The sequence below is a fragment of the Bacillus infantis genome (genome assembly GCF_050107595.1).
Taxonomy (GTDB): Bacteria; Bacillota; Bacilli; order Bacillales; family Cytobacillaceae; genus Bacillus_AB; species Bacillus_AB infantis_C.
This window is the reverse complement of the sequence record NZ_JBNILH010000001.1, coordinates 365,649-390,328: the sequence shown is the minus strand read 5'-3', so window position 1 is coordinate 390,328 and position 24,680 is coordinate 365,649. Positions and strand designations below refer to the sequence as shown.

Sequence of the window (24,680 nt, the reverse complement as noted above, 5' to 3'; positions counted from 1 at the left end):
GAACAGCAAAAAAGCACTGGGCACTCTTGAAAATTTTTCTTCCCTTAGATTACAGATTTTGAAATGGACAAGCATATGGTATACATAGGCTCTTATGTGTCTTTTCTGATATAATATTGTCAGCGCACAGGCTTTTTAAGAAGCCGGATTGCTGACTATACATAGCTGGAGTGAATACAATGAGGTTGAGAATAGCAAAAATTTCCCTGCTTTCCTTCACCCTGCTCCTTATGCTGGCAGGATGCACCCCTGAAAAAGAGGAGCAAAAAAGCAGCCAGGAGAAGGAACAGGCCGGGAAAGAGGAAGCATATGAGATTGAAAAGGCGGAAATACAGCAGATCAGCAATATTTATGGCCTTGGCTATCCTGGAAATGATGACGCGCTTTATACAGCAGAAGAAGATGGCCTGAAAATCTATAAAGACGGCCAATGGCTTGAGCAAAATAAAAATAAGCATATGTATACAGGCTTCCAGGCCGTCGAAAGCGGATTTATCGCAAGCGGAAAGCCTGCAGAAGGAGCAGGACTGAGAAGCCCGCTCGGCATTATCAAGAGCGATGATAAAGGAGCTACCCTCTCACAAATCAAGTTCTATGGCAAAGACCAGTTTTATTTCCTGGCCGCAGGCTTCAGCGGAGAAACCTTATACGTCATCAGCCAGGAGCCTGAATCAGAGCTTGGTGCCGGGGTTTTCCGTTCCACTGATAAAGGAGAGAAATGGGAGCCAGCGGAATTGGAAGGAATTGAGTCCGATACTCTTGGGATGATAGCTGTTCACCCTTCAAAGGAGGGCGTGATGGCTATGTCTACCCGCTCAGGGATCTTCCTGTCCAATGATTTCGGAAAAACGGTCCAACGAGTCTCAGATCCTGTTATGACCACTGCACTGGCATTTACGGAGGACAGCCTGATCTATTCCTCGGTGGAAAATGAAAAAATCCTTTTAAAAAGCCTTGACCTTGCCAGTTTGGAAACTGAGGGGCTTGATATCCCTTTTCTGAGTTATGACAATCCGATCACTTATATTGCTGCAAATTATAAAAAAGCTGGCACCATCTCATTTTCCACCTATTTATATGATATCTACGAATCTGCTGATTCCGGAGGTCATTGGAACCAGCTTTTGAAAAACGGAAGAATTAAATAATGAGGAAGGGCACTATCCCTAGTGCCCTTCCTGTTAAACAGAGATTATTTATCCCCGCTTTTTCTTTTCTCTTTTTCTGCCCGGTAAAATTCATGGAACATTTTCATGAGCGCCCGCTTTTCGATTCTGGATACATAGCTCCTCGATATCCCGAGCTCCTTGGCAATTTCTCTCTGGGTCTTTTCTTTTTTCAGATCAAGCCCAAATCTGCCTATGATAACTTCTTTCTCCCTGTCATCCAGCACATCAATATACTCCTTAACCTTCTCCAGTTCCATATTCAGCTGAATCGTGTTAATAACATCCTCTGACTCAGACTTAAGCACATCAATCAGGGAGATTTCATTTCCTTCTTTATCCTGGCCGATCGGATCATGGAGAGAAACATCCTTCTTTGTTTTCTTAAGGGCCCTGAGATGCATGAGGATTTCGATTCTAATGTCAATAGAGTGCATAGTCAAGCCTTCTTAATGTTACAATTGTGTTACTTTATATTACAATTATATTACAAATTATCAATGTCACTTGTCGGCTATCTATTCAGTCGAATTAATTATTGAAAAACGCTATAACGCTAGTATTTCGCTTATATCCACGATATAACGAATAATACTTCGACTTAAATAAAAAGTCTTTATTCGTAACAAAAGATTGTTACTCATAAAGCCTTGCAAGCATAGCTTGCTTGGCAATTGAGGTCTTTAAGACCGAAATTGACAAAATGATAACGACAAAGATAATCGAATTCATTGACACGATCAATTCCACGAATTGACGAATATAAACGGTATCATACGGATACTACGATATAAACGTAAATCTTGCCGCTTCCTTCCTAGCGGTATCCCATATAAATCTTCGTGTTACGGCAGGTCATTCGACTTGTCGTAATTTTTTTATAAATTTAGTTGTATTTTACTACCGCAGACCAATTACATATATGAAGGCGGCAATTGACCGCATTCTACAACTGAATATTTCGCTAGCTGTCCAAGTGTTTGTTTGACCGAATGGGGAAGTCGATTTTCAATGCCCGTCAATTTGGCGGGTCTTCTCTTTTTGGTCAAGTAGTTGTATTTTACTACAAGTATTCGGGGGTGATTGAATGGAAGGTTTTGTAGTTAAGGCGTTAAGAATGAATCTTGGTTTAAAACAAACCGAATTTGCGAATGAAATTGGCGTTTCTCAACAAGCAATTTCGGCGATTGAGAACGGGAATCGTCCCGTTACAAAGCGGGTAGCAAACCGAATCATATATCGTTTTAACATCAAACAAGAAGAAATTGACGCCATTCGAAAATTTAAACGTTGGTCTGATAAAGAGGATTTAAACTAAACGGGGGTTGATTTATATGGTAAACGAATTGGAAGCGGTGAAAAGTAAGATTGCAGAATTGGAAGCGAAGAAGAAGGAACTTGAACGTCAAGTAGTTGAAATAACGCAAGCAATCGAAAATTCTATTGAAGATTTGTTGATTGGACGTGTAAGCGAAGAAGACGTTGAAAACGTCAAGGAACTTTTAAACGACAAACAAAAGGAACTTTCCAAAACAACCGAATTACTTGAACGTGCCTATGCGATCAAAAAGAAATTAGCGGTTGAAAAGTTTGTTCCATTCGCCAAAGAACGTCGTAAAAAGAAAATCGCAGATATTCAAGAACGCTATGATGAACAAGTCGAAGTAGTTCGTAAGGCGATAAGAAATTTACTTCACGAACAAGCGAAGTTAGGTCAAATTAAAGCGGAAATCGGCGAAGCTAACGCCGAGTACAACGAAACATTATCCAAACTTGGTCTTCCAACTGAAACGTATGGTTCAATGATTAATGAGATTGTTGTCATACCAGAAGGAATAACCAAAGATGAAGACGCAATCGGTATAAAAGAAAAGATTCAGAAAGAAACGTATAAAAGCGGGAACGTTCCAAAGTGGACGGGTGATAGATAATGTTGTCCGTCTTTACGCTTGTTCATGTCGGTATTATCACTTGGTCGTTGGTTAAAATTCAAAAGCTAAAAAGGGGTGCATTGTAATGAATGAATTCTCTAAAATGACAAAGGAAGCGGAAAACAAATTAACACCGATAGATATGTTTGCAGCTTGGTACAAGGAAAACGGAAAGACCGCAGAACCACCAAAGAAAAACGACGAACAATACGAAACTTTGAAACAACGTTATCTCCAAGACCCTAATTCATTAAGTGCGGTTGAATTGACGATTTTAGGTCAATATGAATTGGATTTAAAGCGTAAAGAAGAAGGTAAAGAAAAGCAATCGGCGGTAAATGAATATATGAAGCCGTATAATGAAGCAAAAAAGGAAGACAAAGAAATGATTTCGTCTAATAGCGAAGAATATAAGCAACTTGCACGACAAATGGAAGAATTGTCAAAAGCGTTTCAAGAACTGAATAACTTTAACGATTAAGGCGTCCAAATTCGGGCGTCTTTTTCATTTTAAATCGAAAGGGGGGCATAGCTTGAAGAACAAATATAAACAAATAAGCGAAGGTCGTTTTGAAGTCTTTTTCAATGAAGTCGTTTATGACGGTCGATCGTTCGCAAATGACGGCGAAAGAAAGATTGTTCGAATAGTTGAAAATCAGACGTCCAAAGTCTACACGAAAAAAGATTTTGAAAAGCTGAATAATACAGATTGTGAATTCGTGAAAATTTCATTGCCAATCTTTGCGACAAAAGGATTTTACCTTGTACCAACTGGAAAATATTTTAATGAAATCGGGTTTTGGACTATCGACGTAAATGACGGTAGACAACGCTTTATCTCATTAAAGAAACTTCTCAACAAATAAAAACTTGGAAAGGGGGTTATATTCATGTTTGTAGAAAATAGCGGTATTATCCGCTTTGAACCTAAAAACGAAGGGGAACAAAAGTTGTTAGATTATATTAAGCGTAAAAACGGTTGGCATGGTGGTCGCCGATTTAATTCGATAAAGGATAATTATGACGGAACGGTGACGTTATTTCTAAAAGACGGTTACGAAACAATGATATCGAAGCATAGATTGTCCGAAGTAATTCAAGCGGGAAAAGTTACCCCATTATCTTCGCCATTTGGTTTTTACGTTGGTTTAAATTTCAATGGAAAGATGATGACATTACAACGTTTCCTTATGAGGAATGAATTGGCTAAATACGAAGGATTTGAAGAAACAACGGGGTTAAAATTACAAGTGAATCATATCGACGAAGACACCCTTAATAATGAAGACGAAAATCTTGAAGTCGTAACAGAACAAGAAAATAAATTAAAGAACCGTCTAATTCATTCAAAAGGATATTGCAAAATTCCAAACGGAAAACTTCGAGTATTAGTTTGTAGAAAGCATATCGGAACATTCGAAACAGAATCCGAAGCACGTCAAGCATACGTCAAAGTGGTAAAAGAAGAAATAAAACGTTATGAACGTATTCGTCACGATTTCCTAAAAGATAACGGTCGGCTATAACAATACTTGGACGTAGGGAAACGAATTCCTATCGTCCGATACATAAACGATCAAATACCCGTAGTTGTGGCAATTTATGTCCGATATTGAAACTTTCACTTTGTTTGTTTAGTGCGTTAAAGTATTGATACGCAAGGGATTGAACAGTCTGTCGTTATGTCTCATTTAAGTCGAATCGGACATTGGATTTTTACCCCGCTTTTATCCGTATTCATTTAACCGTGATTTTGTGGTATTTGTATATAGAATCAGAATTCGGCAATTGACGAGTAAGTAACGAGAATGTAACATAGTATCGAATACAATACACGCCTACAAAGTAACTTCTGCTTTATGTTGAAGCGATAAAAATTCGGCATATAATTAGAATTATGCGACGAATCACTTTTTCAATGACCGCTTTAACCCTCATTCTTACGTTGGTAATTCGTCGTATAATCTTCTTCGTCAAAATCCATTCGTCGTATAATGTAACAATTCAATATTGCCTTATAAATTATGCGTATATTTTTCGCCCCCCACAAGGCGGGGACGCCCCCATGCTAACGCTACGACATAGTATTCGTACATATACGATATATTCTCAAAAAACGAAAGTTGTTCAACAAATTTTTATGTTAATATTTAGTTATATGTGAATGTTTGTACTTAAACAAAGGGGCAGGTTATTACAAGAATGATACGTTATAATAATTATATTGATTAATTGTTCAGGGAAGTGATTTTAAATGTTTTATACAATTGTCTTATTTCTATTTGCAGGACTTGCTGAAATTGGTGGAGGTTATCTTATTTGGCTATGGCTAAGAGAAGGTAAGCCGTTTTATTGGGGTATCTTTGGAGGTGTAGCCTTAGCTTTATACGGTGTTATTGCTACATTTCAAACCTTTCCATCATTTGGGAGAGTTTATGCAGCTTATGGTGGGGCGTTTATCATTCTTTCTGTATTATGGGGTTGGGGTATTGATAAAAAAACACCTGATTTATACGATTGGGTAGGTGCAGGAATTTGTTTAGTTGGGGTTTCAGTAATGTTATTTGCACCACGCCAATAAAAAACTGTCTTCATGTAACGGGTGCTTTAGTTCAATACCGAAATTAAATAATCTTCAAAAACGTAATTAAATTCGCTATAATCAACATAGAAGGACGTTCCCCTAACATTTGAACGTTCACCCCCGTTAAAACTATACGAACGGGAAAGAAGCGTTAATTTCGCCCTAGCCAAGCGAAGTTGACGCTTTTTATTTGTAATCTTATCGTTCAGCTTAATTATAAAATGCGAAGGATATAACCGCCCACCTATTCTTCGCACCTATTTGACGGATTGCCCCGTATTGGGGCGACTACATAACGCCCGTAAGGTTAAACGCCTTGCGGGTCTTTTTTGTTTTACATAACGATCGCTTATTATAACGTCCATTCGTAGGGATATGGGACGGGGGACGGCTATGTAATTTTTCCGTCAAATATATTCGAATTCATTGCCGTTTGTTGTTGGAATAAATTAGGTTAAGTACGTTTTACAACGTCCATATGGTACGGTATGGGGGCGGTATAGGGGTGACGGCTATAAATGAAAAGACGCCCCGTTTTGAACAAACAGAACGCCTTATAAACGAATAAATTCAATTTTGCCGTCTGAATAAACTCTTATTTCACGGAATACACCTCGAAGTAAATCTTGTTTTTCTTCAATCGGTAATTTATCAGGGTCTTCAATTTGAAGAAATCGTTCCATTGCTTCGGCAGTTATTTCTTCGGATATATCGTCCGCTTCTTTATCGTTAAGGGATTGTAAAAGTTCTTCCCGTGAATTCTTCAATCGTTGTTCTTTGTCTTTTATTTCTACCAATTGATTTCGAATTTCTTCTTCGTCTACAATATCCGCATTGTTTGCAAGGAATTGAAGAAGTCGCTTTCTCGATACCTTTATTTGTTCTAATTGGTCGTCAATTCGTTCTAATTCAGATTCTTCGAATGAAAGCGGAGTTTCTTCAATTGTAACGGCTACTTCGTCAAGAACTTGAGTTTTCATTTTCATTATATCAACATAAGTCTTCCAAACAATGTTATCTAACGATTCGCACTTGATTTTATTACCACAACCTCGATTTTTTGTACCCGCAGTATTTTTTATATCGCTATATTCTAATATATACGTTCCCCAGTTCTTCGATCGTCGCCCCGTCATGGTATTGCCGCATTCTCCACAACGTACCAACCCGCTTAAAAGATAAATGTTTTTAGAATGACCCGCCCAACGGCGACGGGATTCTTTCAACAATCTTTGTGCCTTTTCAAATGTTTTCTTTTCGACAATTGCGGGAACATCAACGGGAATCCATTCTTCTTTAGGTCTTTTAGTCATTGGAATTTTTTCGTCCCTATCTTGTTTGTATTTGTTTCCAAGCATTCCTTCGGTATTCCATTTATTATGAAAGTAAACGCCCGAATAAGTTTCATTCATTAGGATTTGGCGAACAACTTGCCTATGCCATACACCTTTACCTTTCTTTGTTGGAATGCTTTTATCCATTAAATAATGAGCAATTCCGTTAATACCTTTGACACGCCCCATAGGGTTGGTGAAAAGGTCGAAAATTAAGCGAACAACCTTTGCTTCGGGTTCGTAGATTTCTAATTCATGCGTTTCTTTGTTGTATTTATAGCCGTAAACCTTTGCGTCCTTTACGACTTTACCTTGCTTTGCCTTTTCACGACGCCCCCGTGACATACGTTCATTGATTTTCGCTTTTTCGAATTCGGCGACCGCCCCCCGTAGTTGGTAGAATAACATTCCTTCGGGGGTCTTTTTATAGTCGCCGTTGACGAAGATCAATTCCGCTTTCTTTTCGATTTCTTCGGACAAAATAAGTTGATTCATTAGTTTACGAGATAGACGGTCGGGGTCATATACGATAACTTTATCAATTAAACCTTCCCTAACGTCATTTCGAAGTTTTATCAACGCTGGACGTTCGAGAAATTCCCCCGAATAACCGTCGTCTATATATTCCATTGAATCAGCATTGTTACCCGCTTTTTGACGACATTGGCGAATTTGGTCTTTTAGTGAATAGCCGCTTTTAGCTTGTTCTTCCGTTGATACCCTTGCATAAAGTGCTATCATTCTTTCGCAACTCCTTTCGCATTAGTTCCTTTATTCGTTGGTATGATTGAATAATTGCGTCGTCGGTTGCGTTGTCTTCAATAATCACGGCGTATAATTTACTTTCGGGAATATAACCTTTTTTTCGATTGTTATGCGTACTCATAAACAACGTCCCCCCATACACTTTTCTTGTTGCTTACATTCGTATATGTGTCGTGTAGTTGGTCGTTTGTGACGTTGTTTATTAGATTTTGTGTTAGATAGTTTAGGAAATTACTTACGCAACCTATTGACTTTACAATCTCATTTTCGATGCAGCGTGCGGCATAGGTTGCAAGCTTTGTGCCTTTTCCTTCTGAATAACTTTCAATCGCCTTGATCAGGCCGATGGTGCCTATAGAAATGAGATCTTCTGAATCCTCTCCCGTGTTTTCAAATTTTTTCACAATATGCGCCACAAGCCGCAGATTATGTTCAATCAGCATATTGCGTGCATGGGCATCGCCTTCCGCCATGAGCCGCAGATACTTCCTCTCGTCGGCAGCTGAGAGCGGCTGGGGAAAAGCATTGTTTTTTACGTAAGAGACAAGGAAAACAATCTCCTTCACCAAATAGCCAAGTGCTGTTGCAATTCCTGACATAAATGCACCCCCGCTTTCTAGGACTATTGCCTATAACTAATTTCTATGAAAGCACAAGCCATGTTTTGTCTGTCCCACATATATTTTTCCAAACAATCATGCCGGGCAGTGCTTCCGGATAGCTGTACAGCATTAGACAAAACAGCTTATTCTCTATAGAATGTAAGGACATGATATGAAAGAGGTTACGTTATGCTACCGCAAAAATTAATCATTTTATTGGTTCTGATTATAGTCTTATTATCCACCGCAGCTGAGTTTATCTTTGAAGGGCTTTCTGCGAGGGGACTGTTTCTGCTGGCAGCGACAGCCGGCTTGACTTTTTATCTGTGGAAGCGTCCGGAAAGAGAAAAATAAGCGGGGATTTTTTACGGAAAGAAGCAGAATAGAGGTTTTTGCTCATTTCGCTGGAGCTACTATTTCCGGGATGAAGCAAGATAATGGTTCTTGCTCACTCCTCTGGAACCATTATTTCCGGATTGGAGCAGAATAGGGGTCCTAGCTCACTCCTCTAAAACCACTATTTCCGGAAGGAAGCAGAATAATGGTCCTAGCTCACTCCTCTGGAACCACTATTTCCGGAATGAAGCAGAATAGTGGCCCTAGCTCACTCCTCTGGAACCACTATTTCTGGAAGGATGCAGAATAATGGTCCTAGCTCACTCCTCTGGAACCACTATTTCCGGAATGAAGCAGAATAAGGGTCCTAGCTCACTCCGCTGGAACCATTATTTCCGGAAAGAAGCAGAATAGGGGTCCTAGCTCACTCCTCTGGAACCATTATTTCCCGGTAGAAGCAGAATAGCGGTCCCGGCTACAGTTTCCAAATCGCTATTCCAACAAAAAGAAGCACAAGCAGGTTCTGAGATTACCCCCATTCCCGCTTGTGCTTCTTTTCTGTCATTCCGCCCCTACCTCGGCTGAGATGATCAGGCCGGCTGCACAGCAGACTACCAATCCCATTACAATCATGAACATAGTCAGCACTCCCTATGGTTAGTCACTTCCTGACTTGAATGTACCATATGAAAGCAGCATGGCTGCGCCCTTGTTGTGAAAGTTTTGTTAACCTTGTTTTTTGGCGGCCTTTTTCCTAAACGGCAGTGTCAGCAGCAATACGTTCAAAAGCATCATTCATTCCTCCCAACCGATCAGTTAGGTGGAGTCCTTCTCCACCCAGAAGATTGCCTCACGGCCCTGCATTAAGTAAATCATCTAAAATTCCACCTTTCGCGAAGTATTTTTTCAAAACAGATTAAAATGGACGGTACATAGAATATTGGCGATCCTTGTTTTGATCATGAATCTTTTTGGCTTGCTCCTGCATCATAATTTCTTCTGCAGTCATTGTTCGCTTTCTGATCGTAATTGATAAAAATAGAATATTAAGTGTCATAATGTCTCACCTCCCTTGCCATATCCTGCGGGCACGCAAAAAGGCCGCAGAGGATTATCCCCTGCGCCTTTAAATGGACATAAAAAGCCGCAGGGCACGATTCACCCTGCGGCACGGATATGCTAATTAATGCTATGCATTGAAATTAAGCGTTCCATTCCTTAAAGGCTGAATACGTGTTAAATTTAGTTGTTTTTGACTTCATCACCATTACATTGATCATTTCGTTCAGCCTCCTTCTCTAGAAATATTCGCTTACATTGGTAAGTATATCCACTTTTAATCCATTTGTAAACCTAAAATCTGCCTAATTTTTATTTTTTTCATATCTGACAGCTGTAAAAAAGCATGAAAAATAGCTTCGGAAGTATCATGCCATGCTTTTTAAAAAGAACAGGGTTCGGAGCATATCGCTCCGAACCCTGCTATCTATGAATCTTTATTTTTTCATCAAGAAATCTTCGCCTTCATCCATTTCGCTGAGCCTGCTGCGCAGCTTTTTGGAAACAGAGAAGAAATATATAGAACCAAGCAGAAACACCATTGAAGCAGCAGCCATGATATTAAGGCTGAAAGCTTCCTTCGCTTCCTGCGGAATGATAACACCCAAATAGAAAAACGCGCCGACTGCCAGTAAAGCAATTGCAAACCTCTTATAATCTACCATTTTCTGATAAAGCTGTTTTGCATGGGTCTTCAATGCGTTTCACCTACTTTTCTAAGCTATGCATCTACCATAACATAATTGAGGCAAGCATTCGATGTAAATATTTGTTAAATCACTTTCTAAGAACAAAAGCGCAAGCGCCTTGATCACCTTAAGGAACGCAGACTAAGAACGCAACGTCTGCATGACCCCCATCCTGGGGGCCTCAAGACGAGCCTTCCGGAAAGGCGTTCTTTGCCTTTTTAGGAGGTTTGGCTTGTGACCTCGGCGCAGCTGCTGGACGTTGCTTAAGAATTGATATTTACCCACAAGACTTACAATGTATAAATTCCTATACAGTAAAAAAGGAGAGCCCTCTTCAGGCTCTCCGCTGTTTTACTTTTCCAGTGCGTTTTTCAAGTCTTCAATTAAATCTTCACTATCTTCAAGTCCGACAGAAATACGCACAAGCCCGTCTGTAATGCCGAGTTCAGCACGGCGCTCCGCAGGGATGGATGCATGCGTCATCCTGGCCGGCACTGAGATCAGGCTTTCAACTGCCCCGAGGCTTTCTGCCAGGGTGAAGTACTTTACCTTGCTGAGGAGCCTGTCGGCATTCTCTTCGCTGCCGACATCAAATGAAACCATGCCGCCAAAGCCCTGTGCCTGTTTTTTAGCCACTTCATGATTTGGATGGGATTCAATGCCAGGATAGTAAACCTTGCTTACAGCAGGGTGGCCTTGCAGGAATTCAACAATTGCTTTTGTGTTTTCTTCTGTTTCTTCCATGCGCACCCCAAGTGTCTTGATACCGCGCATCAGCAGCCAGCTGTCCTGCGGGCCAAGCACCCCTCCTGTGGAGTTCTGGACAAAATGCAGCTCCTCTGCCAGCTTGCTGCTGTTCACAACTACGAGGCCGGCTACTACGTCACTGTGGCCGCCGATATATTTGGTGGCGCTGTGAAGGACAATATCCGCCCCAAGACTGATCGGTGTCTGCCAGTATGGAGTTGAGAATGTATTATCGACAATTGTCAGCAGGCCATGCTTCTTTGCAGCTGCTGCCGCCCCTTCAATGTCTGTGATTTTAAGAAGAGGGTTCGTCGGAGTCTCAAGATAGACCGCCTTTGTATTGGGCTTAATTTCAGCTTCAATGTTGTCAAGATTGCTTGTATCAACAAATGAAGACTCTATCCCAAAACGGTTAAGTACTTTGGACATAACGCGGTAGGTGCCTCCGTATACGTCATCTGTCATGATGACATGGTCACCGCTGTTGAACAGCATCATCACAGCTGTAATGGCTGCCATGCCTGAACCGAAGGCAAATCCTGCTTCGCCTCCTTCAAGGTCCTTGATCAGCTCTTCAAGCGCATGCCTTGTCGGGTTTCCTGTCCTGGAATATTCAAAGCCTTTATGTCCGCCGACACCTTCCTGCTTATACGTGCTGACCTGATATATTGGAATATTGACGGCCCCAGTGTGCGGATCGCCCGCAATCCCGCCATGTATGAGTTTTGTTTTTCTTTTCATATTAAATGCCTCCTTCGTAAATCTTCTTGCTCAAATAGCGTTCGCTGCTGTCAGGGAATATCATGACGATATTCGTCCCCGGCCCCGCTTCCCTTGCTTCTGCCAGTGCTGCATGGAGGGCGGCACCTGAGGAACTGCCGACAAGCAGACCCTCTTTTTCTGCCGCCTCCTTTACACGCCTGAATGCATCTTCATCAAGGACAGTATGGATGCTGCTGAAATAGGCTTCATCCATATAATCCGGCAAAAATTCCATGCCGATGCCCTCCGTTTTATGCGGTCCTGATTCTCCGCCGTTCAAAATAGATCCCTCAGGCTCCACAATGACGGTTTTGATTTCAGGATTTTGTTCCCTTAAGTATCTTGCCGTTCCCATGAAAGTACCGCCAGTGCCTGCTCCTGCCACAAATACATCAACATTTCCGGCCATCTGCTCCCACATCTCAGGGCCAAGCGTCTTATAGTAGGTTTCAGGGTTTGCCGGATTGCCAAACTGTCTTGGACAATAGGAGCCCGGTATTTCCTCCAATAGTTCATCAGCCTTTGCGATTGCGCCTTTCATTCCCAGCTCAGTCGGGGTATTGATGACCTCTGCCCCCAAAGCTCTCATTAGGTCCTGTTTTTCCAGGCTGAATTTTTCAGGCACGATCACTTTCACGTTAATGCCTTTATTCAGGGCTGCCAGCGCAAGGCCAATACCGGTATTTCCTGCTGTAGGTTCAATCACCGTACCGCCTTTTTGCAGCTTTCCGCTTTCAAATGCTTCATTCAAGAGCTCCATCCCAAGGCGGTCCTTCACACTGCCTCCCGGATTCATGAACTCCAGCTTGGCAAACAGCCTGACTCCTTCAGGCACATCGAATTGCTGAAGCTCTATGATTGGTGTATTTCCAATAAGCTCATGGACACTTTTAAAAACTTTCAAAGAGTCTCTCTCCCTTTTTTCGCTTTCCTTATGCTTTCTCTATAAGCGAAGAAACGATTTTCATAACGAGATTTGCTGAATGCAGGGCCGCTTTCTCCAGGAACTGGTCGAATGAAACATCAGATTCTTTCCCGGCTATATCTGATAAAGACCGGATGACCACAAATGGAGTTCCGAATTGGTATGAAACCTGTGCGATTGCTGCGGCCTCCATTTCTACAGCCTGCAGGTCCGTAAATTTCGTTCTGATAGCCTCGACACGCTCATGATCACTCATGAAGGAATCGCCGGTAGCAATCAGGCCCCTTACAGTCTGTATATCGCTGATTTCCCTGGCGCAGTCCTCGGCAATATTGATAAGCTCCTGATCTGCCTTAAATGCTGCAGGCAGCTGCGGCACCTGTCCGTATTCGTAGCCGAACGCCGTAACATCGACATCATGGTGGCGGACTTCAGTTGAAATGACCACATCCCCGACATTAAGCTCAGGGTTAAAGCCGCCGGCAGATCCTGTATTAATAATATAGTCGGGCTTGAAGCGTTCGAGGAGAATGGCACTGGACATTGCCGCATTTACTTTGCCGATCCCGGAGCGAAGAAGGATAACCTCGGCCCCATCCATTTTTCCTGAAGTGAATTCACAGCCGGCGATCGTTTCTGCTGCTGCTTCTGAAATATTTTCCCTTAATAGAGTCACTTCTTCTTCCATTGCTCCGATGATTGCTATTTTCATGATAGAACCTCTTTCTTAAATTTTTTCACCTTCCATCAGCCAGACAAAGTCATTGCAGCGGGAAAAACTTGCCTTAAAACCATTCTGTTCCAATATCCCTCTAAGGACCGGGATGGTTGTGTAATATTCACGCTGCAAATCCTCTGCAAGATTGTGGAAGCCTTGTTCTTCTGCATCTGATATCGCTTTCTTATAGGCTTCTTCAGACTCATACATTGTATCCGCAAAAACTATTTTACCACCTATCGCAAGCAGGTGGCTATATGATGCAACTGCTTCATTCTTTTCTTGATCCGTCAAATGGTGGAAAGCATAAGTAGATACAATTGTATTGACCGGGTCCTTATCAGGATAGGACAGGAAATCTCCCTCTACGATAGAAGCCTGCTCCCCAAGCTTTTCCTTCGCAATCTTCCTCATGGCTGGAGAAGGCTCAGCACCAGTTACCCGGAGCCCTTTTTCCAGCAGCTTCGCAGTCAGGTTCCCTGTCCCCGGGCCAAACTCCAGTACATGGCCCGATGCGCGGCCGGCCACTGCATCCAGGATCCCCTCATAATTTCTGAAAACCTCTTTATATTCAAGATCATGGCCAGTCACACTGTCATCATATGAATCCGCCCATTGTTCAAACAGCTCAATAAACTCTTTCCCCATTTTTTTTCACTCCTGTTTTTGTATACTCATAAATCCTATAAGTATACTATGAATTAAAAAATGACTTGTTCTCAATTTATCACAGTCTTTTTTTATATTCAACTCCGAGCACAGAAGAAATTTCTTCAAAATTCGATTCAACCCCCGGGCTGTCAGGTACAAAACAGGCAGAACTTCCTGTAAAATAAAGGGGAAAAAGCAAGAAGGGAAGATTTGCATGAACTTTCAATTTGATATGATTGAAGACAAAGTTGAATTTTTTGAGGCTGCAGATTTAAAGGCTCTGGAGAAAAAAATAAATGATCAGATTGAAGTGAACAAGGCGATCCTGCTGACTGTCCACCATGTCTCCCATCAAATGCATGTGGATGAGAACGGAAGGACTTACTATACTGCCGTTGTTCTTTTCAAGTCAAAGTCAAAACATAAATAAAAACTGGCCTGCCGGCAATCTGTATTCCACAGATCGTCTGGCGGGCCAGTATTTATTTTGGGCTGTTTTCGTATAGATTGTTGCTTTCGGAAAAATCCCTAGAGCCGGATTTTTCCCCTTAATACAAAGACTTTCTCTTTGAAAAGAGCAAGCAGCTCTTTTCTTATCATGATATTACATGGTAAGCAGGATGATATCTGTATAAATTTTTATTAGAAAACAACAAAGTATAAGAAAAGAGCCTTATTTTATTGAATGCTGTTCAGCTGTTCCATTTTGACAGGCTTCCACCCTTGTCCGTCTACCCATTCAATATAGACGCGGTATTTTTCCTGCTGGTCTTTAGTGGAGACGGTCCCTACCGATTGATTCGGGCCGTTATTTCCTAAGAACCAGATGGTCATATTGCTCTCTGGTATTCCAGTGGCATATGTAATGGCCTGAACCATTTCATTCCAGTCCACACCTTCATAGACGGCTGTATGCTCGCCTGTCTGGGAAGTGCCGACCGGCTGCCATGATGGATTTACAATGGTCTTTTCGACATCAGGAGCACTGCCGCCGTCGGTGACCTCAGCATCTTCCTCTATATCCTGGTCTCCTTCTCCTTCTGCTTCTTCCCCATTATCCTCATCTGCACTTTCAGCATCCCCGCCGTCCTGGGCAGATTCCTCAGCCTGGTCTGTTTCTTCTTCCTGGCCTGCTGTATCATCAGCTGTATGATTATCATTATCCTTATCGTTATTTTCTGGATCGGCTTTTTCAGACACCGGTGCCTGCTCGGCTGCTTCATCATCATTGCCGCCCAGGAATATCGCGGCTGAGACAATAATGATTAATAAGAGCACAACCCCGATCAGCGTATTTAGTATAATATTGGTTTTTCTTCTTTTAGCACGTTTCCCTGAGCGGGAAGACCCGTTTGATTCTTCGAAATTGCCATTCACGTGTTTTTCTCCTCCCCATATATATGGTTGTCAACATTCTACCATGACTGCCGGCAAAACATGAAGGAATTTGTTGCTAGAAAAACTTGCCGGCTGCGGCGGCCCTCCACTATTCCATTCCAGCATCAAGCCCATGGACGAGTTTAACCATATCCGCAAAAAGCGGATTGACTCCCCCCTCGTTCTCTTTAACTCCAAGATTAACTGTGACCAGGGCGTATTTTGGTTTTTCATAGGGAAAATATCCCGCAAACCATTTGTTGTGCAGCTGCTCCCCATCTGCAAACTGCCCTGTTTCAGCTGTTCCTGATTTTCCGGCAACTGCGTACGGAAGCTCCTTGAACCATCTGCCTGTGCCTTCCTCATTGACTATAACTTCCCGCAGAAGCTTTTGAAGCTTCATAGCCGTATAAGGGGATATTTTGCCGCCCCCTAAATCTTTGGACGGAAATTTCAGCAGCGAGGTTTCATTTTTATATTCAATTTCCGAGGCAACACGGATGCTTTCTTTCTTTCCCCCTTTTGCAATGGTTCCCATCATATTCGCCACCCCAAGCGGAGTTGCCCTCACTTCATGCTGCCCAATACCGGTCAAGGCGGCAAAATTGCTGTCCTTTTTAGCTTCCTCTGAAAAAAAGACCCGTCCCTCATCCTCCCGCGGGAGCTGATGGAAATCAGTGAAATGATAGATATCTCCTTCCCAGCCAGCTTTTCCGGTCAGAGACAGCTTTCCGGCGTACTCTTCAAGAATAGCAGGGTCAATATCCTTCAATTCTTTTGCAATCGTAGCAAATGTATTATTGCAGCTTCTGGCAAAGCTGTCTGTAAAATTAAGCATTCCATGCTGGTAAACCGTGTCAGGCTGCCCGTTGATTTTCCTGCTGCAGTCAAACTGCCTTTCCGGGCTGTCCAGATTGTAATCAATGGCTGCAGCTGCCACCACTGTTTTAAAAACGGATCCGATGATCTGCTGTTTGATCATTGCGTTTACCAGACCGCCGTCTTTATAAGGGGCCGTTTTATTGACTTCCGGTCTGGACACCATGGCAAGGACGGTATTTGTCTCTATATCCAGTAAGACAACCCCCCCATTCCGGATTCCATGTACATCTGCCAGCCGCTCTGCTTTCTCCTGAATGGCGGCATCCAGAGTGGTTTTGATGTTGACAGGATAAAAAGGGTTTGCTGGCTCGACGTATTTGACGTTTATCCCAAACAGCGGGCCTCCTGCCGCGTCCACATGGTAGACGAGCTTGGATTCACCGTCTGGCAGCAAAAACTCATCGAAGCTTTCTTCAAGACCGGAAACACCGATTACGGTATCTTCGGGAAGGTTTTTGCCGGGATAGCGCTTTTGCACCGCCTCTTTATTCTGTCCGGTGATGCCGATTAGCTGTTCAGCCAGATTATTGGCAAGGCCGTATTTCTTTTCAACTGCAAATACACCCGGTATCTTCAATGAATTGATTTGTTCCACCTGTACATCCGTTAATTCGAGAGGCTTCGGCGTTCCATAGGCAAACGGCTCTTTTGCTCCTTTGATGCTATATAAAAGAGCGGTTTCCGATATGCCTGTGATGGAGGCGACCTTTTGCGAATCCCAATCCATATTTTTCAAAAACGGAAATAAAACCAGCACAGGTATTTCCTGATGGGTCAGGGGCTCGCCGTTTCTGTCCAGAAAAGAGCCTCTGCCGCTGTCGATCACCATCTCCTGGGAACGCTGTCTGACGCTTGCATCCAGAAGATTGATATTATGGGCAGAAAAATGTTCTGCTGAAACAAGCTGGATCTGGATGAGCCGCCCGATCAGCAGAACAATCCCCAGCATGAATATACTTATGACAATGATGGCCCTTTTTTTCCACATAAAAAACACCTCGTCAAAAGTGTTGACGAGGTGTGCCCATTTCAAACCATATTTATGAAAAAGACTGGTTCCTTATTTAATGCTTGTAATGCGGACGCTCATATCCCCGCCCGGTGTCTGAACTGTCACTTCATCCCCGACCCTTTTGCCCATCAGGCTTTTCGCAATTGGAGAATCATTGGAAATCTTCCCTTCAAACGGATCTGCCTCTGCACTTCCGACGATTGTGTAAGATTCTTCTTCTCCATCCGGAAGTTCAACAAATGTAACAGAGCGTCCCAGTGTCACTGTATCGCCGCTTGCTTCATCTTCTTCGATGATCTTTGCATTGCGGATCATATTTTCAAGGGTAGTGATGCGCCCTTCTACAAATGCCTGCTCCTCTTTCGCTGAATCATATTCAGAGTTCTCGGAAAGGTCGCCGAAGCTGCGGGCGATCTTAATGCGCTCTACAACATCTTTACGCTTCACTGTTTTTAAATGTTCCAGTTCCTGCTCAAGCTTTTCTTTACCAGCCTGTGTCATTGGGAATACTTTTTCTGTAGCCAATATCCTTCACTCCTTCTAGAATCACAACCCCCATTTAGATTGTGCATTGGTAAGTATGTAAGCATCTGCTTTATTCGCAAATGCACAGGAGCGCGTCCTTTTGACAAAGGGCGCGCATGCTTTCTGTTCATTAGACTTATCTTAACATTTTTTCTATGCTATTGTTTCATAAAAATGACTTTTGTTCAAGAATTGTATGAATTTTTGTTACCATCAGATCAATGGCCACATGGTTATGGCCGCCCTCAGGAATGATGATATCTGCGTATCTCTTGGTCGGTTCGATGAACTGGTTGTGCATCGGGCGTACAACATTGACGTATTGCTCAATGACAGAATCCATCGATCTGCCCCTTTCCTTAATATCCCTGAAAAGGCGGCGGATGATGCGCAAATCTGCATCTGTATCGACAAAAAGCTTCATATCCATAAGGCTGCGGAGTCTTTCATCCTCCAGTACAAGTATGCCTTCCAGAATGATGACATCCTTTGGCTCCACTTGGATGACGTCATTGGATCTTGTATGCATGGCATAATCATAGACAGGCTTCTCAATGGGTTCATAGCTCTGCAGCTTTTCGATATGCTCAATCAGAAGGTCATTATCAAATGCAAGCGGATGATCATAGTTGGTTTTCAGCCTTTCTTCAAACGGAAGATGGGTCTGATCTTTATAATAATAATCCTGCTCAAGCATTAAAATTGAATGACCCTTAAAGCTTTCGTATATCGCTTTTGTCACACTTGTCTTACCAGAGCCGGATCCGCCGGCCACACCAATAACAACAGGTTTGCGATTCATTATGTTAAAACTCCTTCCGCATCATGTTGTTAGGGTATACCGGCTTGTCCAATTTAAACTGGACGATTTGCATCGGGTGGCGGGCAGCATCCAGTTCGTTGCCTTTTTCATCCCAGATTTTATCGACCACCTGTGTAAAGTTTTCGATTTCCGGGCCGAAAAATTCCACTTCCTGTCCCGGTGCAAATTTATTGCGCTGCTGGAGTGTAACGATTTGCGTTTCTTCATCATATCCAAGGACCAGGCCGGCAAAATCATTGGTCGTCTTTTTGCTATGATTTCCAAACATCTGCTCTTTATACCCTGGAATCCCTTCAAAGAAGGCTGGCGCTGTTTCCCTGTTCGCACACTTGTCCAATTCTTCCAGCCATTCCTGCTTGATCACGAAATTGTCGGGATCCGCACAGTAAGCATCAATAACTTTGCGATAAACACTGACAACTGTAGCAATATAATGGATCGACTTCATGCGGCCTTCAATCTTGAGGCTGTCGATGCCCAATTCGATCATGCGCGGGATCGATTCTATCAGCTTCAGATCCTTAGGGCTCATGGCAAATGGTGCATCCTGTTCCTGGAATAACGGCACTTCCTCAGAGCCTTCCAGCTTGTATAAATCATAATCCCATCGGCATGACTGGCAGCAGCCTCCCCGGTTGGAGTCCCTTGCCGTCATGTGGTTGCTCAGCGTACAGCGGCCTGAATAGGCGATGCACATTGCGCCATGGATGAATGTTTCAATTTCAATATCCACTTTTTCCTTCATTTCACGGATTTCTTCGGCACTTGTTTCCCTTGCAAGCACAACCCGCTCAAGCCCTTCTTCCTTCCAGAACTGGACGGCCTTCCAATTTGAAAGTGACTGCTGGGTGCTCAGGTGAACCTCGATTTCCGGAGCAACCCTGCGGCAGGTTTCAATAATAAGCGGATCAGCTACGATAATTCCAGCCACTCCTGCTTCCTTGAGGCCGAGAAGATAGTCCTCAAGTCCATCGATATTTTCGTTATGGGCAAAAATATTAGTGGTAACATAGATTTTTGATCCATAATTTTTGGCGAACTCTACGCCTTCCTTCATTTCGTCAAATGTAAAGTTGCCGGCATTTGACCGGAGCCCATACTCCTGGCCGCCAATGAAAACGGCATCTGCGCCATAGTGTACGGCAATCTTCAGCTTTTCCAGGTTCCCGGCCGGAGCAAGAAGCTCAGGCTTTTTTACGATTACCCTTTTGCCGTTCACTATTTGCGAGATATTATCTTTAACTGCGTTCACGATAAAACCTCCTGATTATAAGTCAAAATAGGCTTATAGTTGAATTAATATACTGTTTCTTTGAAGAAGAAGCCTGTATCCAGCGGCCTGCTGTCCGGCTGGATTTCTTCGGCTGCGTTCAGCAGATCATCTTTCACTTCTTCGTATTCTTCCGGATTTTCTGTGCACAAATCGATCGCTTTGCGGTAGAGCTTTGTGATTTCCAGGATATATTCTGCTGATTTCATGATACCGTCAATCTTGAATGAATCTACACCGGCTTCGACCATTTCCTGGAGCTCATCGATAATGCAGATATCATTAGGGCTCATGATATGGGTCCCGTTTGCGTCTTCAAAAATCGGATATTTATTTTCCCGTTCTTTGTCATGAAGGAACATATTCTGTTCTTTCGCCCGGTTTTCAACCTTCATCGCTTTTCCCTGGTATTCATAATAGTTCCCGAGAAGGGAGCGCTTAGACTGGAACATGGCGGTCATGCCGTGCACCTGAACTTCGATTTCAACGTCTGCGTTTTCCTTGATTTCAATAATGGAGTCCATATTGATTTCACGGGCAAGCACAGAACGCTTGGCGCCTTTTCTGCCCCAGTAGTTGCATGTATACCAGTTTGTGGCAGTTGTTTCTGTATTCCAGTGGAGCTTCATGTCAGGTGCTGCCTCACGGGCTGCCATCAATACAGCCGGATCACCGAAAATAACTGCGTCCCCCCCGGCTTCCTGTGCAAAACGGATATAATCGCCAAGCTCGTCAACTGTTTCATTATGGAAGATGGCGTTCATGGCCACATATACTTTTTTGCCTTTTGAATGGGCCAATCTGATTGCCTCTGCTACTTGCTCCCTGTTGAATTCGCCGGCCAGCCTCAGGCCGTATCTCTGCTCGCCAACAACAAAAGCGTCTGCCCCTGCTTCCGCAAGCGGGATGATATCTTCTGTACCTGTTGGGGTAACAAGCAATTCAGGTTTTTTCATTATGGTCACCTCTTTTTACTGATTGCAACGCCGTCGCCGACCGGAAGGATAACAGTATCATAATCCGGATGGTTCATCAGCCATGCATTGAACTCGCTGATTTTCTTCACAAGACTGCGAATGCGTTTATTCTCAATCTCACTTTCACAGACAAGCCCTTTGAACAGGACATTGTCCGTTATGATCAAGCCGCCATCTGAAAGCTGGCGTGCATATATCTCAAAGAATTTTTTATACTGGCCTTTTGCCGCATCAATGAATACCGCATCATATGGGCCATATTTTAATGTTTCTCCCTCGAGCTCAAGGGCGTCACCCTCAAGCAGGGTGATCTGCTCTTCCCGGTCTGCAGCACTGATATATCCGCGTGCCGTTTGAATCCGCTCTTCATCCCTTTCAATTGTCACAATCTGTGCATCAGGAATGGCGAACGACATCCGGAGAGCAGAATAGCCTATTGCTGCACCAACTTCAAGTATCCGCTCCGGCTTTTGAATCCTGAGCAGCTGGAGAAGCGCTTCTATCCCCGGCAATTCCATGATGGGTACACCATTCTCTTTTGCATACTCCTCCATCTCATGGAAAAGTTCCGGCCGTTTCGGAATCAGTCCCTCTATATATCCATGTACTTTATCAGTCAGCAAGCAGTCTCCCCTCCATCCTTTAAACGCCTGCGGCCTCCATTTCAGGCATGAAAAAAAAGCGCACAACAGAGCGGATGTCTCGCAAAGCCTTAGAGGGCCGTACAGAAAAGGGCTTAAGTGAAGCCAATCCATGCTTGTCTGTGGTTCACGCTATCACACATGCGTATGAAGGATGCACAGGCTTACTGTGCAGAAAGATAATAATCGCTATACAGGCAGCTGCCGGCATTTCCGCTGCAGCGTGCCGGGCCGATTGAATCAGCCAATTAAACAGTCTGTTTAAAACACTTGAACTATTTTACCATAAACAAAAAGGGAATGCGAGTGTTTCCACATTCCCTATTTCTGGCCTCCCGAAACGCTTCTGAAGCAAGTGCAGCAGGCGCCTGGAGCATTGAGTCATTTCTAATTATTTGTTATATGTTCTGCTTTCTTCTCATTATGCTCATCAAGTGTGTTGGAGAATAGGACTTCTCCCTCCGGTGTGGCAAGGAAGTATAGGAAATCCGTGTCTTCCGGGTTAAGGGCCGCTTCAATTGACATGGTGCCCGCGTTGGCGATCGGGCCAGGCGTCAATCCGGTATTTTTATAAGTATTATACGGCGAGTCCACTTCAAGGTCCTTATAAAGGACTCTGGATTTGTGCTCGCCCTTTGCATAAAGGACTGTCGGGTCAGTCTGCAGCGGCATGCCCGCTTCAATCCTGTTGTAGAATACGCTTGCGATTTTATTGCGGTCCACCTGCTGTGTAGCCTCTTCCTCGATGAGGGAAGCCATTGTCAGAAGCTGATGCGGCGTCATATTCTGCTCTTCTGCCTGGGGGCTGTACTGGGCCAGCACCTCTCTTGTCTTATCGAGCATAACCTTTACAATCTCTTCTAGAGTTGGATTTTCTTTATAAAAAGGGTATGTTGCAGGGAAGAGGTATCCTTCCAGCGGATATTTGATATTATCATTCAGAATTTCTTCTGTCAGCACCTCTGGATATTGTTCCATCAAAGTGCTGATGAATTCCTTATCATTAAGCTTGGCAAAAACATCCTCCTGCTTCTGTCCGGTTTTATCCGCAATAATGCCGGATATCTGGTCAAGCTGATTGCCTTCAGGGACAGCCAGCTTAAACACGGCTTCCTGCACGACCTTTCCAGTCTTCAGACTTTCAATAATCTCCGGGATCGTCATCGACGGATTCAGAGGATAATCCCCTGCCATGAATCCGGACTCGTTTTTAAGCTTGACATAATACTTGAAGACGCGGGCATCCTTGATGAGCCCTTTATCCTCCAGCAGACGTGCGATCTCGCCAACGGAAGACCCGATCGGCACTTCAACGGGAATTTTCTTCTTATTGCCCGGATCGGAAGGCTCGAGAGCCGACTTTATGTAAAAATAGCCTCCTCCGGCAACCAGACCGACTGAAAGCACAAGGACAGCCGCTATGATGAGCACAATTTTGCGGACTACCTTTGCCTCACTCTGACGCTCCAGCATCTTTTGCCGAATCAGGTCTTTTTTAGAATTCTTTTCTTCAGCAGACATCTAATCCCCCTCAGTGTACAGGATTCTAAGGCTGTTTGGCCTGTTCCTTTATATAATCTCGCATTATTATACTATACTTTCAAAATCAGCGTGCGAAATTTAGCGAAAAACCGGAAATTTTCCACTCTTTTCCTTATGAAAAGCGCAAGCGCCTTGCTCACCCTTAAGGAACGCAGGTTAATAACACCACGTCCTGTGGCAGCGCCTGCATGCCCCCCATCCTGGCGGCCTCAAGACGATCCTCCCGGAAAGGCGTTCTTTGCCTTTTTGGAAGGATCGTCTTGTGACCTCGAGGGGGTAGGCGACGCTGCTAGACAGTGATTAAGTTAGAACAGAAAAACCGGCCCCTCTAAAGGACCGGTTCAGCTCTTATTCTTCGCCTTCTTCTTCATCAAGGAAGGTATTGAGCATTTCCTCAATCATATCCCACTCTTCGTCTGTTTCAACCGGCAGCAGGTCGCCTTCTTCACTTTCCCCAGGCACATATGCAGATGCATGGATCTCGATGTCATCCTGATCATCTTCATCTGCTCCTACAGGGTAGTATAATACATAAGACTTGCCGAACTCCTCAGAGTCGAATGTGAAGAGCACCTCACATAATTGTTCGTTGCCGTCTTCGTCTACGATTGTAATGTTCTTTTCTCCGTGTTCCATTATGCCACCTCATCATTTCCGGCTGTCCAGGTATCCTTGAAGGATCATGCTGGCAGCCATTTTATCGATTACTTTTTTCCTTTTTTTCCTGCTTACATCAGCTTCAAGCAGAACGCGTTCTGCTGCCATTGTAGTCAGGCGTTCATCCCAAAGGACGACAGGGAGCCCGAAGAGCCTTTCAAGCTCGCCGGCAAAAAACTGGCTTGCTTCTCCCCGGGGACCGATCGTCCCGTTCATGTTCTTCGGGAGGCCTACCACAATGGTGCTGACATCGTACTCTTTAATTATTTTACCTAATTGATCAAAGCCAAACTCTTTTTCTTCTTCATTAATGCGGATGGTCTCCAATCCCTGCGCAGTCCAGCCAAGCTCATCGCTCAGCGCTACGCCTACAGTCTTGGAACCCACATCCAGCCCCATGCTTCTCATAATAGTCTATCCCTCTCGCTGCTGCTTTAAATACGATTTGACCAATTCTTCAATTATCTCGTCCCGTTCAAGTTTGCGGATGATATTTCGTGCATCTTTATGGCGCGGGATGTATGCAGGATCTCCTGAAAGAAGGTACCCGACAATCTGGTTAATGGGGTTGTACCCTTTTTCTTGAAGTGCTTCATAGACTTGCAGAAGAACATCATTTACATCATGTTCAAATGGCTCCTCAGGAAAATTGAATCTCATTGTCTTATCAAATGAGCTCATCACATTACACCTCGCTTTTCTGCA

27 protein-coding genes and 2 pseudogenes are annotated in these 24,680 nt (G+C 43.5%); 9 read left to right on the top strand and 20 right to left on the bottom strand.

Annotated elements, in window-relative coordinates; translation table 11 throughout:
* The first annotated feature begins 179 nt into the window (after positions 1-179).
* A complete protein-coding gene (locus tag ACQCVH_RS01915; protein ID WP_426834207.1) occupies positions 180-1,148 on the top strand; it encodes a F510_1955 family glycosylhydrolase in 969 nt (322 codons plus the stop codon).
* Positions 1,149-1,192: 44 nt separating this feature from the next.
* On the opposite strand, the pseudogene ACQCVH_RS01910 reads toward ACQCVH_RS01915, so the two are convergent.
* Positions 1,193-1,588, bottom strand: a pseudogene (locus ACQCVH_RS01910) (sigma-70 family RNA polymerase sigma factor); the annotation flags it as partial.
* 665 nt (positions 1,589-2,253) lie between these two features.
* On the opposite strand from ACQCVH_RS01910, the gene ACQCVH_RS01905 reads away from it, so the two are divergent.
* From ACQCVH_RS01905 to ACQCVH_RS01880, 6 genes are all read left to right on the top strand, one after another.
* On the top strand, positions 2,254-2,484 hold the full coding sequence (locus ACQCVH_RS01905) for a helix-turn-helix transcriptional regulator (RefSeq protein WP_426834206.1): 231 nt from the start codon (positions 2,254-2,256) through the stop codon (positions 2,482-2,484).
* Positions 2,485-2,500: 16 nt separating this feature from the next.
* Positions 2,501-3,097, top strand: a complete 597-nt coding sequence (locus tag ACQCVH_RS01900) for a hypothetical protein (protein WP_426834205.1) — start codon at positions 2,501-2,503, stop codon at positions 3,095-3,097.
* Positions 3,098-3,182: 85 nt separating this feature from the next.
* Positions 3,183-3,578 carry a hypothetical protein gene (locus ACQCVH_RS01895; protein ID WP_426834204.1) on the top strand — a complete coding sequence of 132 codons (396 nt, stop codon included), beginning with the start codon at positions 3,183-3,185 and terminating at the stop codon, positions 3,576-3,578.
* Between the two features lie 52 nt (positions 3,579-3,630).
* Complete coding sequence (locus tag ACQCVH_RS01890) at positions 3,631-3,963, top strand: hypothetical protein (RefSeq protein WP_426834203.1); 333 nt, start codon at positions 3,631-3,633, stop codon at positions 3,961-3,963.
* Positions 3,964-3,987: 24 nt separating this feature from the next.
* Positions 3,988-4,623 carry an HNH endonuclease gene (locus ACQCVH_RS01885; RefSeq protein ID WP_426834202.1) on the top strand — a complete coding sequence of 212 codons (636 nt, stop codon included), beginning with the start codon at positions 3,988-3,990 and terminating at the stop codon, positions 4,621-4,623.
* Between the two features lie 728 nt (positions 4,624-5,351).
* Positions 5,352-5,678 (top strand): YnfA family protein, encoded by a 327-nt coding sequence (locus tag ACQCVH_RS01880; protein WP_426834201.1) that lies wholly within the window; start codon positions 5,352-5,354, stop codon positions 5,676-5,678.
* A gap of 557 nt (positions 5,679-6,235) precedes the next feature.
* Here ACQCVH_RS01880 and ACQCVH_RS01875 read toward each other — a convergent pair.
* On the bottom strand, positions 6,236-7,756 hold the full coding sequence (locus ACQCVH_RS01875) for a recombinase family protein (RefSeq protein WP_426834200.1): 1,521 nt from the start codon (positions 7,754-7,756) through the stop codon (positions 6,236-6,238).
* Between the two features lie 278 nt (positions 7,757-8,034).
* Positions 8,035-8,379, bottom strand: a pseudogene (locus ACQCVH_RS01870) (sigma-70 family RNA polymerase sigma factor); the annotation flags it as partial.
* 192 nt (positions 8,380-8,571) lie between these two features.
* On the opposite strand from ACQCVH_RS01870, the gene ACQCVH_RS01865 reads away from it, so the two are divergent.
* Positions 8,572-8,736 carry a hypothetical protein gene (locus ACQCVH_RS01865; RefSeq protein ID WP_165352526.1) on the top strand — a complete coding sequence of 55 codons (165 nt, stop codon included), beginning with the start codon at positions 8,572-8,574 and terminating at the stop codon, positions 8,734-8,736.
* An 898-nt stretch (positions 8,737-9,634) separates the two neighbouring features.
* Here ACQCVH_RS01865 and ACQCVH_RS01860 read toward each other — a convergent pair.
* From ACQCVH_RS01860 to ACQCVH_RS01835, 6 genes are all read right to left on the bottom strand, one after another.
* Complete coding sequence (locus ACQCVH_RS01860) at positions 9,635-9,775, bottom strand: YrzI family small protein (protein WP_009796252.1); 141 nt, start codon at positions 9,773-9,775, stop codon at positions 9,635-9,637.
* Between the two features lie 439 nt (positions 9,776-10,214).
* Entirely contained in the window at positions 10,215-10,475 is a 261-nt protein-coding gene (locus tag ACQCVH_RS01855; RefSeq protein ID WP_129612083.1) for a YrhC family protein, read from the bottom strand.
* Positions 10,476-10,817: 342 nt separating this feature from the next.
* Positions 10,818-11,954: a bifunctional cystathionine gamma-lyase/homocysteine desulfhydrase gene (locus ACQCVH_RS01850; protein WP_426834199.1), complete on the bottom strand. Its 1,137-nt coding sequence runs from the start codon at positions 11,952-11,954 to the stop codon at positions 10,818-10,820.
* Position 11,955: 1 nt separating this feature from the next.
* Positions 11,956-12,879, bottom strand: a complete 924-nt coding sequence (locus tag ACQCVH_RS01845) for a PLP-dependent cysteine synthase family protein (protein ID WP_426834198.1) — start codon at positions 12,877-12,879, stop codon at positions 11,956-11,958.
* 28 nt (positions 12,880-12,907) lie between these two features.
* Positions 12,908-13,612: a 5'-methylthioadenosine/S-adenosylhomocysteine nucleosidase gene (mtnN, locus tag ACQCVH_RS01840; RefSeq protein WP_426834197.1), complete on the bottom strand. Its 705-nt coding sequence runs from the start codon at positions 13,610-13,612 to the stop codon at positions 12,908-12,910.
* Positions 13,613-13,627: 15 nt separating this feature from the next.
* Complete coding sequence (locus ACQCVH_RS01835) at positions 13,628-14,266, bottom strand: class I SAM-dependent methyltransferase (protein WP_426834196.1); 639 nt, start codon at positions 14,264-14,266, stop codon at positions 13,628-13,630.
* 217 nt (positions 14,267-14,483) lie between these two features.
* Here ACQCVH_RS01835 and ACQCVH_RS01830 point away from each other — a divergent pair, with 217 nt between their 5' ends.
* Positions 14,484-14,699 carry a YrzA family protein gene (locus ACQCVH_RS01830; RefSeq protein ID WP_426834195.1) on the top strand — a complete coding sequence of 72 codons (216 nt, stop codon included), beginning with the start codon at positions 14,484-14,486 and terminating at the stop codon, positions 14,697-14,699.
* Between the two features lie 248 nt (positions 14,700-14,947).
* Here ACQCVH_RS01830 and ACQCVH_RS01825 read toward each other — a convergent pair whose 3' ends face one another.
* The 11 genes from ACQCVH_RS01825 to ACQCVH_RS01775 form a co-directional block, all read right to left on the bottom strand.
* Positions 14,948-15,646 (bottom strand): DUF1510 family protein, encoded by a 699-nt coding sequence (locus tag ACQCVH_RS01825; RefSeq protein ID WP_426834194.1) that lies wholly within the window; start codon positions 15,644-15,646, stop codon positions 14,948-14,950.
* A 109-nt stretch (positions 15,647-15,755) separates the two neighbouring features.
* On the bottom strand, positions 15,756-17,516 hold the full coding sequence (locus ACQCVH_RS01820; RefSeq protein WP_426834193.1) for a peptidoglycan D,D-transpeptidase FtsI family protein: 1,761 nt from the start codon (positions 17,514-17,516) through the stop codon (positions 15,756-15,758).
* A gap of 72 nt (positions 17,517-17,588) precedes the next feature.
* The gene (greA, locus tag ACQCVH_RS01815) at positions 17,589-18,065 is read right to left on the bottom strand and encodes a transcription elongation factor GreA (protein ID WP_009791707.1); all 477 of its coding nucleotides are present in this window, start codon (positions 18,063-18,065) and stop codon (positions 17,589-17,591) included.
* A gap of 166 nt (positions 18,066-18,231) precedes the next feature.
* A complete protein-coding gene (gene udk, locus ACQCVH_RS01810; protein ID WP_426834192.1) occupies positions 18,232-18,867 on the bottom strand; it encodes a uridine kinase in 636 nt (211 codons plus the stop codon).
* 4 nt (positions 18,868-18,871) lie between these two features.
* Positions 18,872-20,140 carry a peptidase U32 family protein gene (locus tag ACQCVH_RS01805; RefSeq protein ID WP_426834191.1) on the bottom strand — a complete coding sequence of 423 codons (1,269 nt, stop codon included), beginning with the start codon at positions 20,138-20,140 and terminating at the stop codon, positions 18,872-18,874.
* 44 nt (positions 20,141-20,184) lie between these two features.
* Positions 20,185-21,114: a peptidase U32 family protein gene (locus ACQCVH_RS01800; protein WP_426834190.1), complete on the bottom strand. Its 930-nt coding sequence runs from the start codon at positions 21,112-21,114 to the stop codon at positions 20,185-20,187.
* A 5-nt stretch (positions 21,115-21,119) separates the two neighbouring features.
* Positions 21,120-21,758, bottom strand: a complete 639-nt coding sequence (locus ACQCVH_RS01795; RefSeq protein WP_426834189.1) for an O-methyltransferase — start codon at positions 21,756-21,758, stop codon at positions 21,120-21,122.
* 405 nt (positions 21,759-22,163) lie between these two features.
* Complete coding sequence (mltG, locus tag ACQCVH_RS01790; RefSeq protein ID WP_426834188.1) at positions 22,164-23,297, bottom strand: endolytic transglycosylase MltG; 1,134 nt, start codon at positions 23,295-23,297, stop codon at positions 22,164-22,166.
* A 369-nt stretch (positions 23,298-23,666) separates the two neighbouring features.
* Positions 23,667-23,954, bottom strand: a complete 288-nt coding sequence (locus ACQCVH_RS01785; RefSeq protein ID WP_009791701.1) for a DUF1292 domain-containing protein — start codon at positions 23,952-23,954, stop codon at positions 23,667-23,669.
* A 12-nt stretch (positions 23,955-23,966) separates the two neighbouring features.
* A complete protein-coding gene (ruvX, locus tag ACQCVH_RS01780) occupies positions 23,967-24,383 on the bottom strand; it encodes a Holliday junction resolvase RuvX (RefSeq protein ID WP_094766997.1) in 417 nt (138 codons plus the stop codon).
* 6 nt (positions 24,384-24,389) lie between these two features.
* Entirely contained in the window at positions 24,390-24,656 is a 267-nt protein-coding gene (locus ACQCVH_RS01775; RefSeq protein WP_009796225.1) for an IreB family regulatory phosphoprotein, read from the bottom strand.
* Positions 24,657-24,680: the final 24 nt, after the last annotated feature.

Coding starts and splice junctions, on each gene's coding strand:
- ACQCVH_RS01915 (WP_426834207.1), top strand. CDS start 180: ATGAGGTTGAGAATAGCAAAAATTTCCCTGCTTTCCTTCACCCTGCTC.
- ACQCVH_RS01905 (WP_426834206.1), top strand. CDS start 2,254: ATGGAAGGTTTTGTAGTTAAGGCGTTAAGAATGAATCTTGGTTTAAAA.
- ACQCVH_RS01900 (WP_426834205.1), top strand. CDS start 2,501: ATGGTAAACGAATTGGAAGCGGTGAAAAGTAAGATTGCAGAATTGGAA.
- ACQCVH_RS01895 (WP_426834204.1), top strand. CDS start 3,183: ATGAATGAATTCTCTAAAATGACAAAGGAAGCGGAAAACAAATTAACA.
- ACQCVH_RS01885 (WP_426834202.1), top strand. CDS start 3,988: ATGTTTGTAGAAAATAGCGGTATTATCCGCTTTGAACCTAAAAACGAA.
- ACQCVH_RS01880 (WP_426834201.1), top strand. CDS start 5,352: ATGTTTTATACAATTGTCTTATTTCTATTTGCAGGACTTGCTGAAATT.
- ACQCVH_RS01875 (WP_426834200.1), bottom strand. CDS start 7,756: ATGATAGCACTTTATGCAAGGGTATCAACGGAAGAACAAGCTAAAAGC.
- ACQCVH_RS01865 (WP_165352526.1), top strand. CDS start 8,572: ATGCTACCGCAAAAATTAATCATTTTATTGGTTCTGATTATAGTCTTA.
- ACQCVH_RS01860 (WP_009796252.1), bottom strand. CDS start 9,775: ATGACACTTAATATTCTATTTTTATCAATTACGATCAGAAAGCGAACA.
- ACQCVH_RS01850 (WP_426834199.1), bottom strand. CDS start 11,954: ATGAAAAGAAAAACAAAACTCATACATGGCGGGATTGCGGGCGATCCG.
- mtnN (WP_426834197.1), bottom strand. CDS start 13,612: ATGAAAATAGCAATCATCGGAGCAATGGAAGAAGAAGTGACTCTATTA.
- ACQCVH_RS01835 (WP_426834196.1), bottom strand. CDS start 14,266: ATGGGGAAAGAGTTTATTGAGCTGTTTGAACAATGGGCGGATTCATAT.
- ACQCVH_RS01830 (WP_426834195.1), top strand. CDS start 14,484: ATGAACTTTCAATTTGATATGATTGAAGACAAAGTTGAATTTTTTGAG.
- ACQCVH_RS01820 (WP_426834193.1), bottom strand. CDS start 17,516: ATGTGGAAAAAAAGGGCCATCATTGTCATAAGTATATTCATGCTGGGG.
- udk (WP_426834192.1), bottom strand. CDS start 18,867: ATGAATCGCAAACCTGTTGTTATTGGTGTGGCCGGCGGATCCGGCTCT.
- ACQCVH_RS01800 (WP_426834190.1), bottom strand. CDS start 21,114: ATGAAAAAACCTGAATTGCTTGTTACCCCAACAGGTACAGAAGATATC.
- mltG (WP_426834188.1), bottom strand. CDS start 23,297: ATGTCTGCTGAAGAAAAGAATTCTAAAAAAGACCTGATTCGGCAAAAG.
- ACQCVH_RS01785 (WP_009791701.1), bottom strand. CDS start 23,954: ATGGAACACGGAGAAAAGAACATTACAATCGTAGACGAAGACGGCAAC.
- ruvX (WP_094766997.1), bottom strand. CDS start 24,383: ATGAGAAGCATGGGGCTGGATGTGGGTTCCAAGACTGTAGGCGTAGCG.
- ACQCVH_RS01775 (WP_009796225.1), bottom strand. CDS start 24,656: ATGAGCTCATTTGATAAGACAATGAGATTCAATTTTCCTGAGGAGCCA.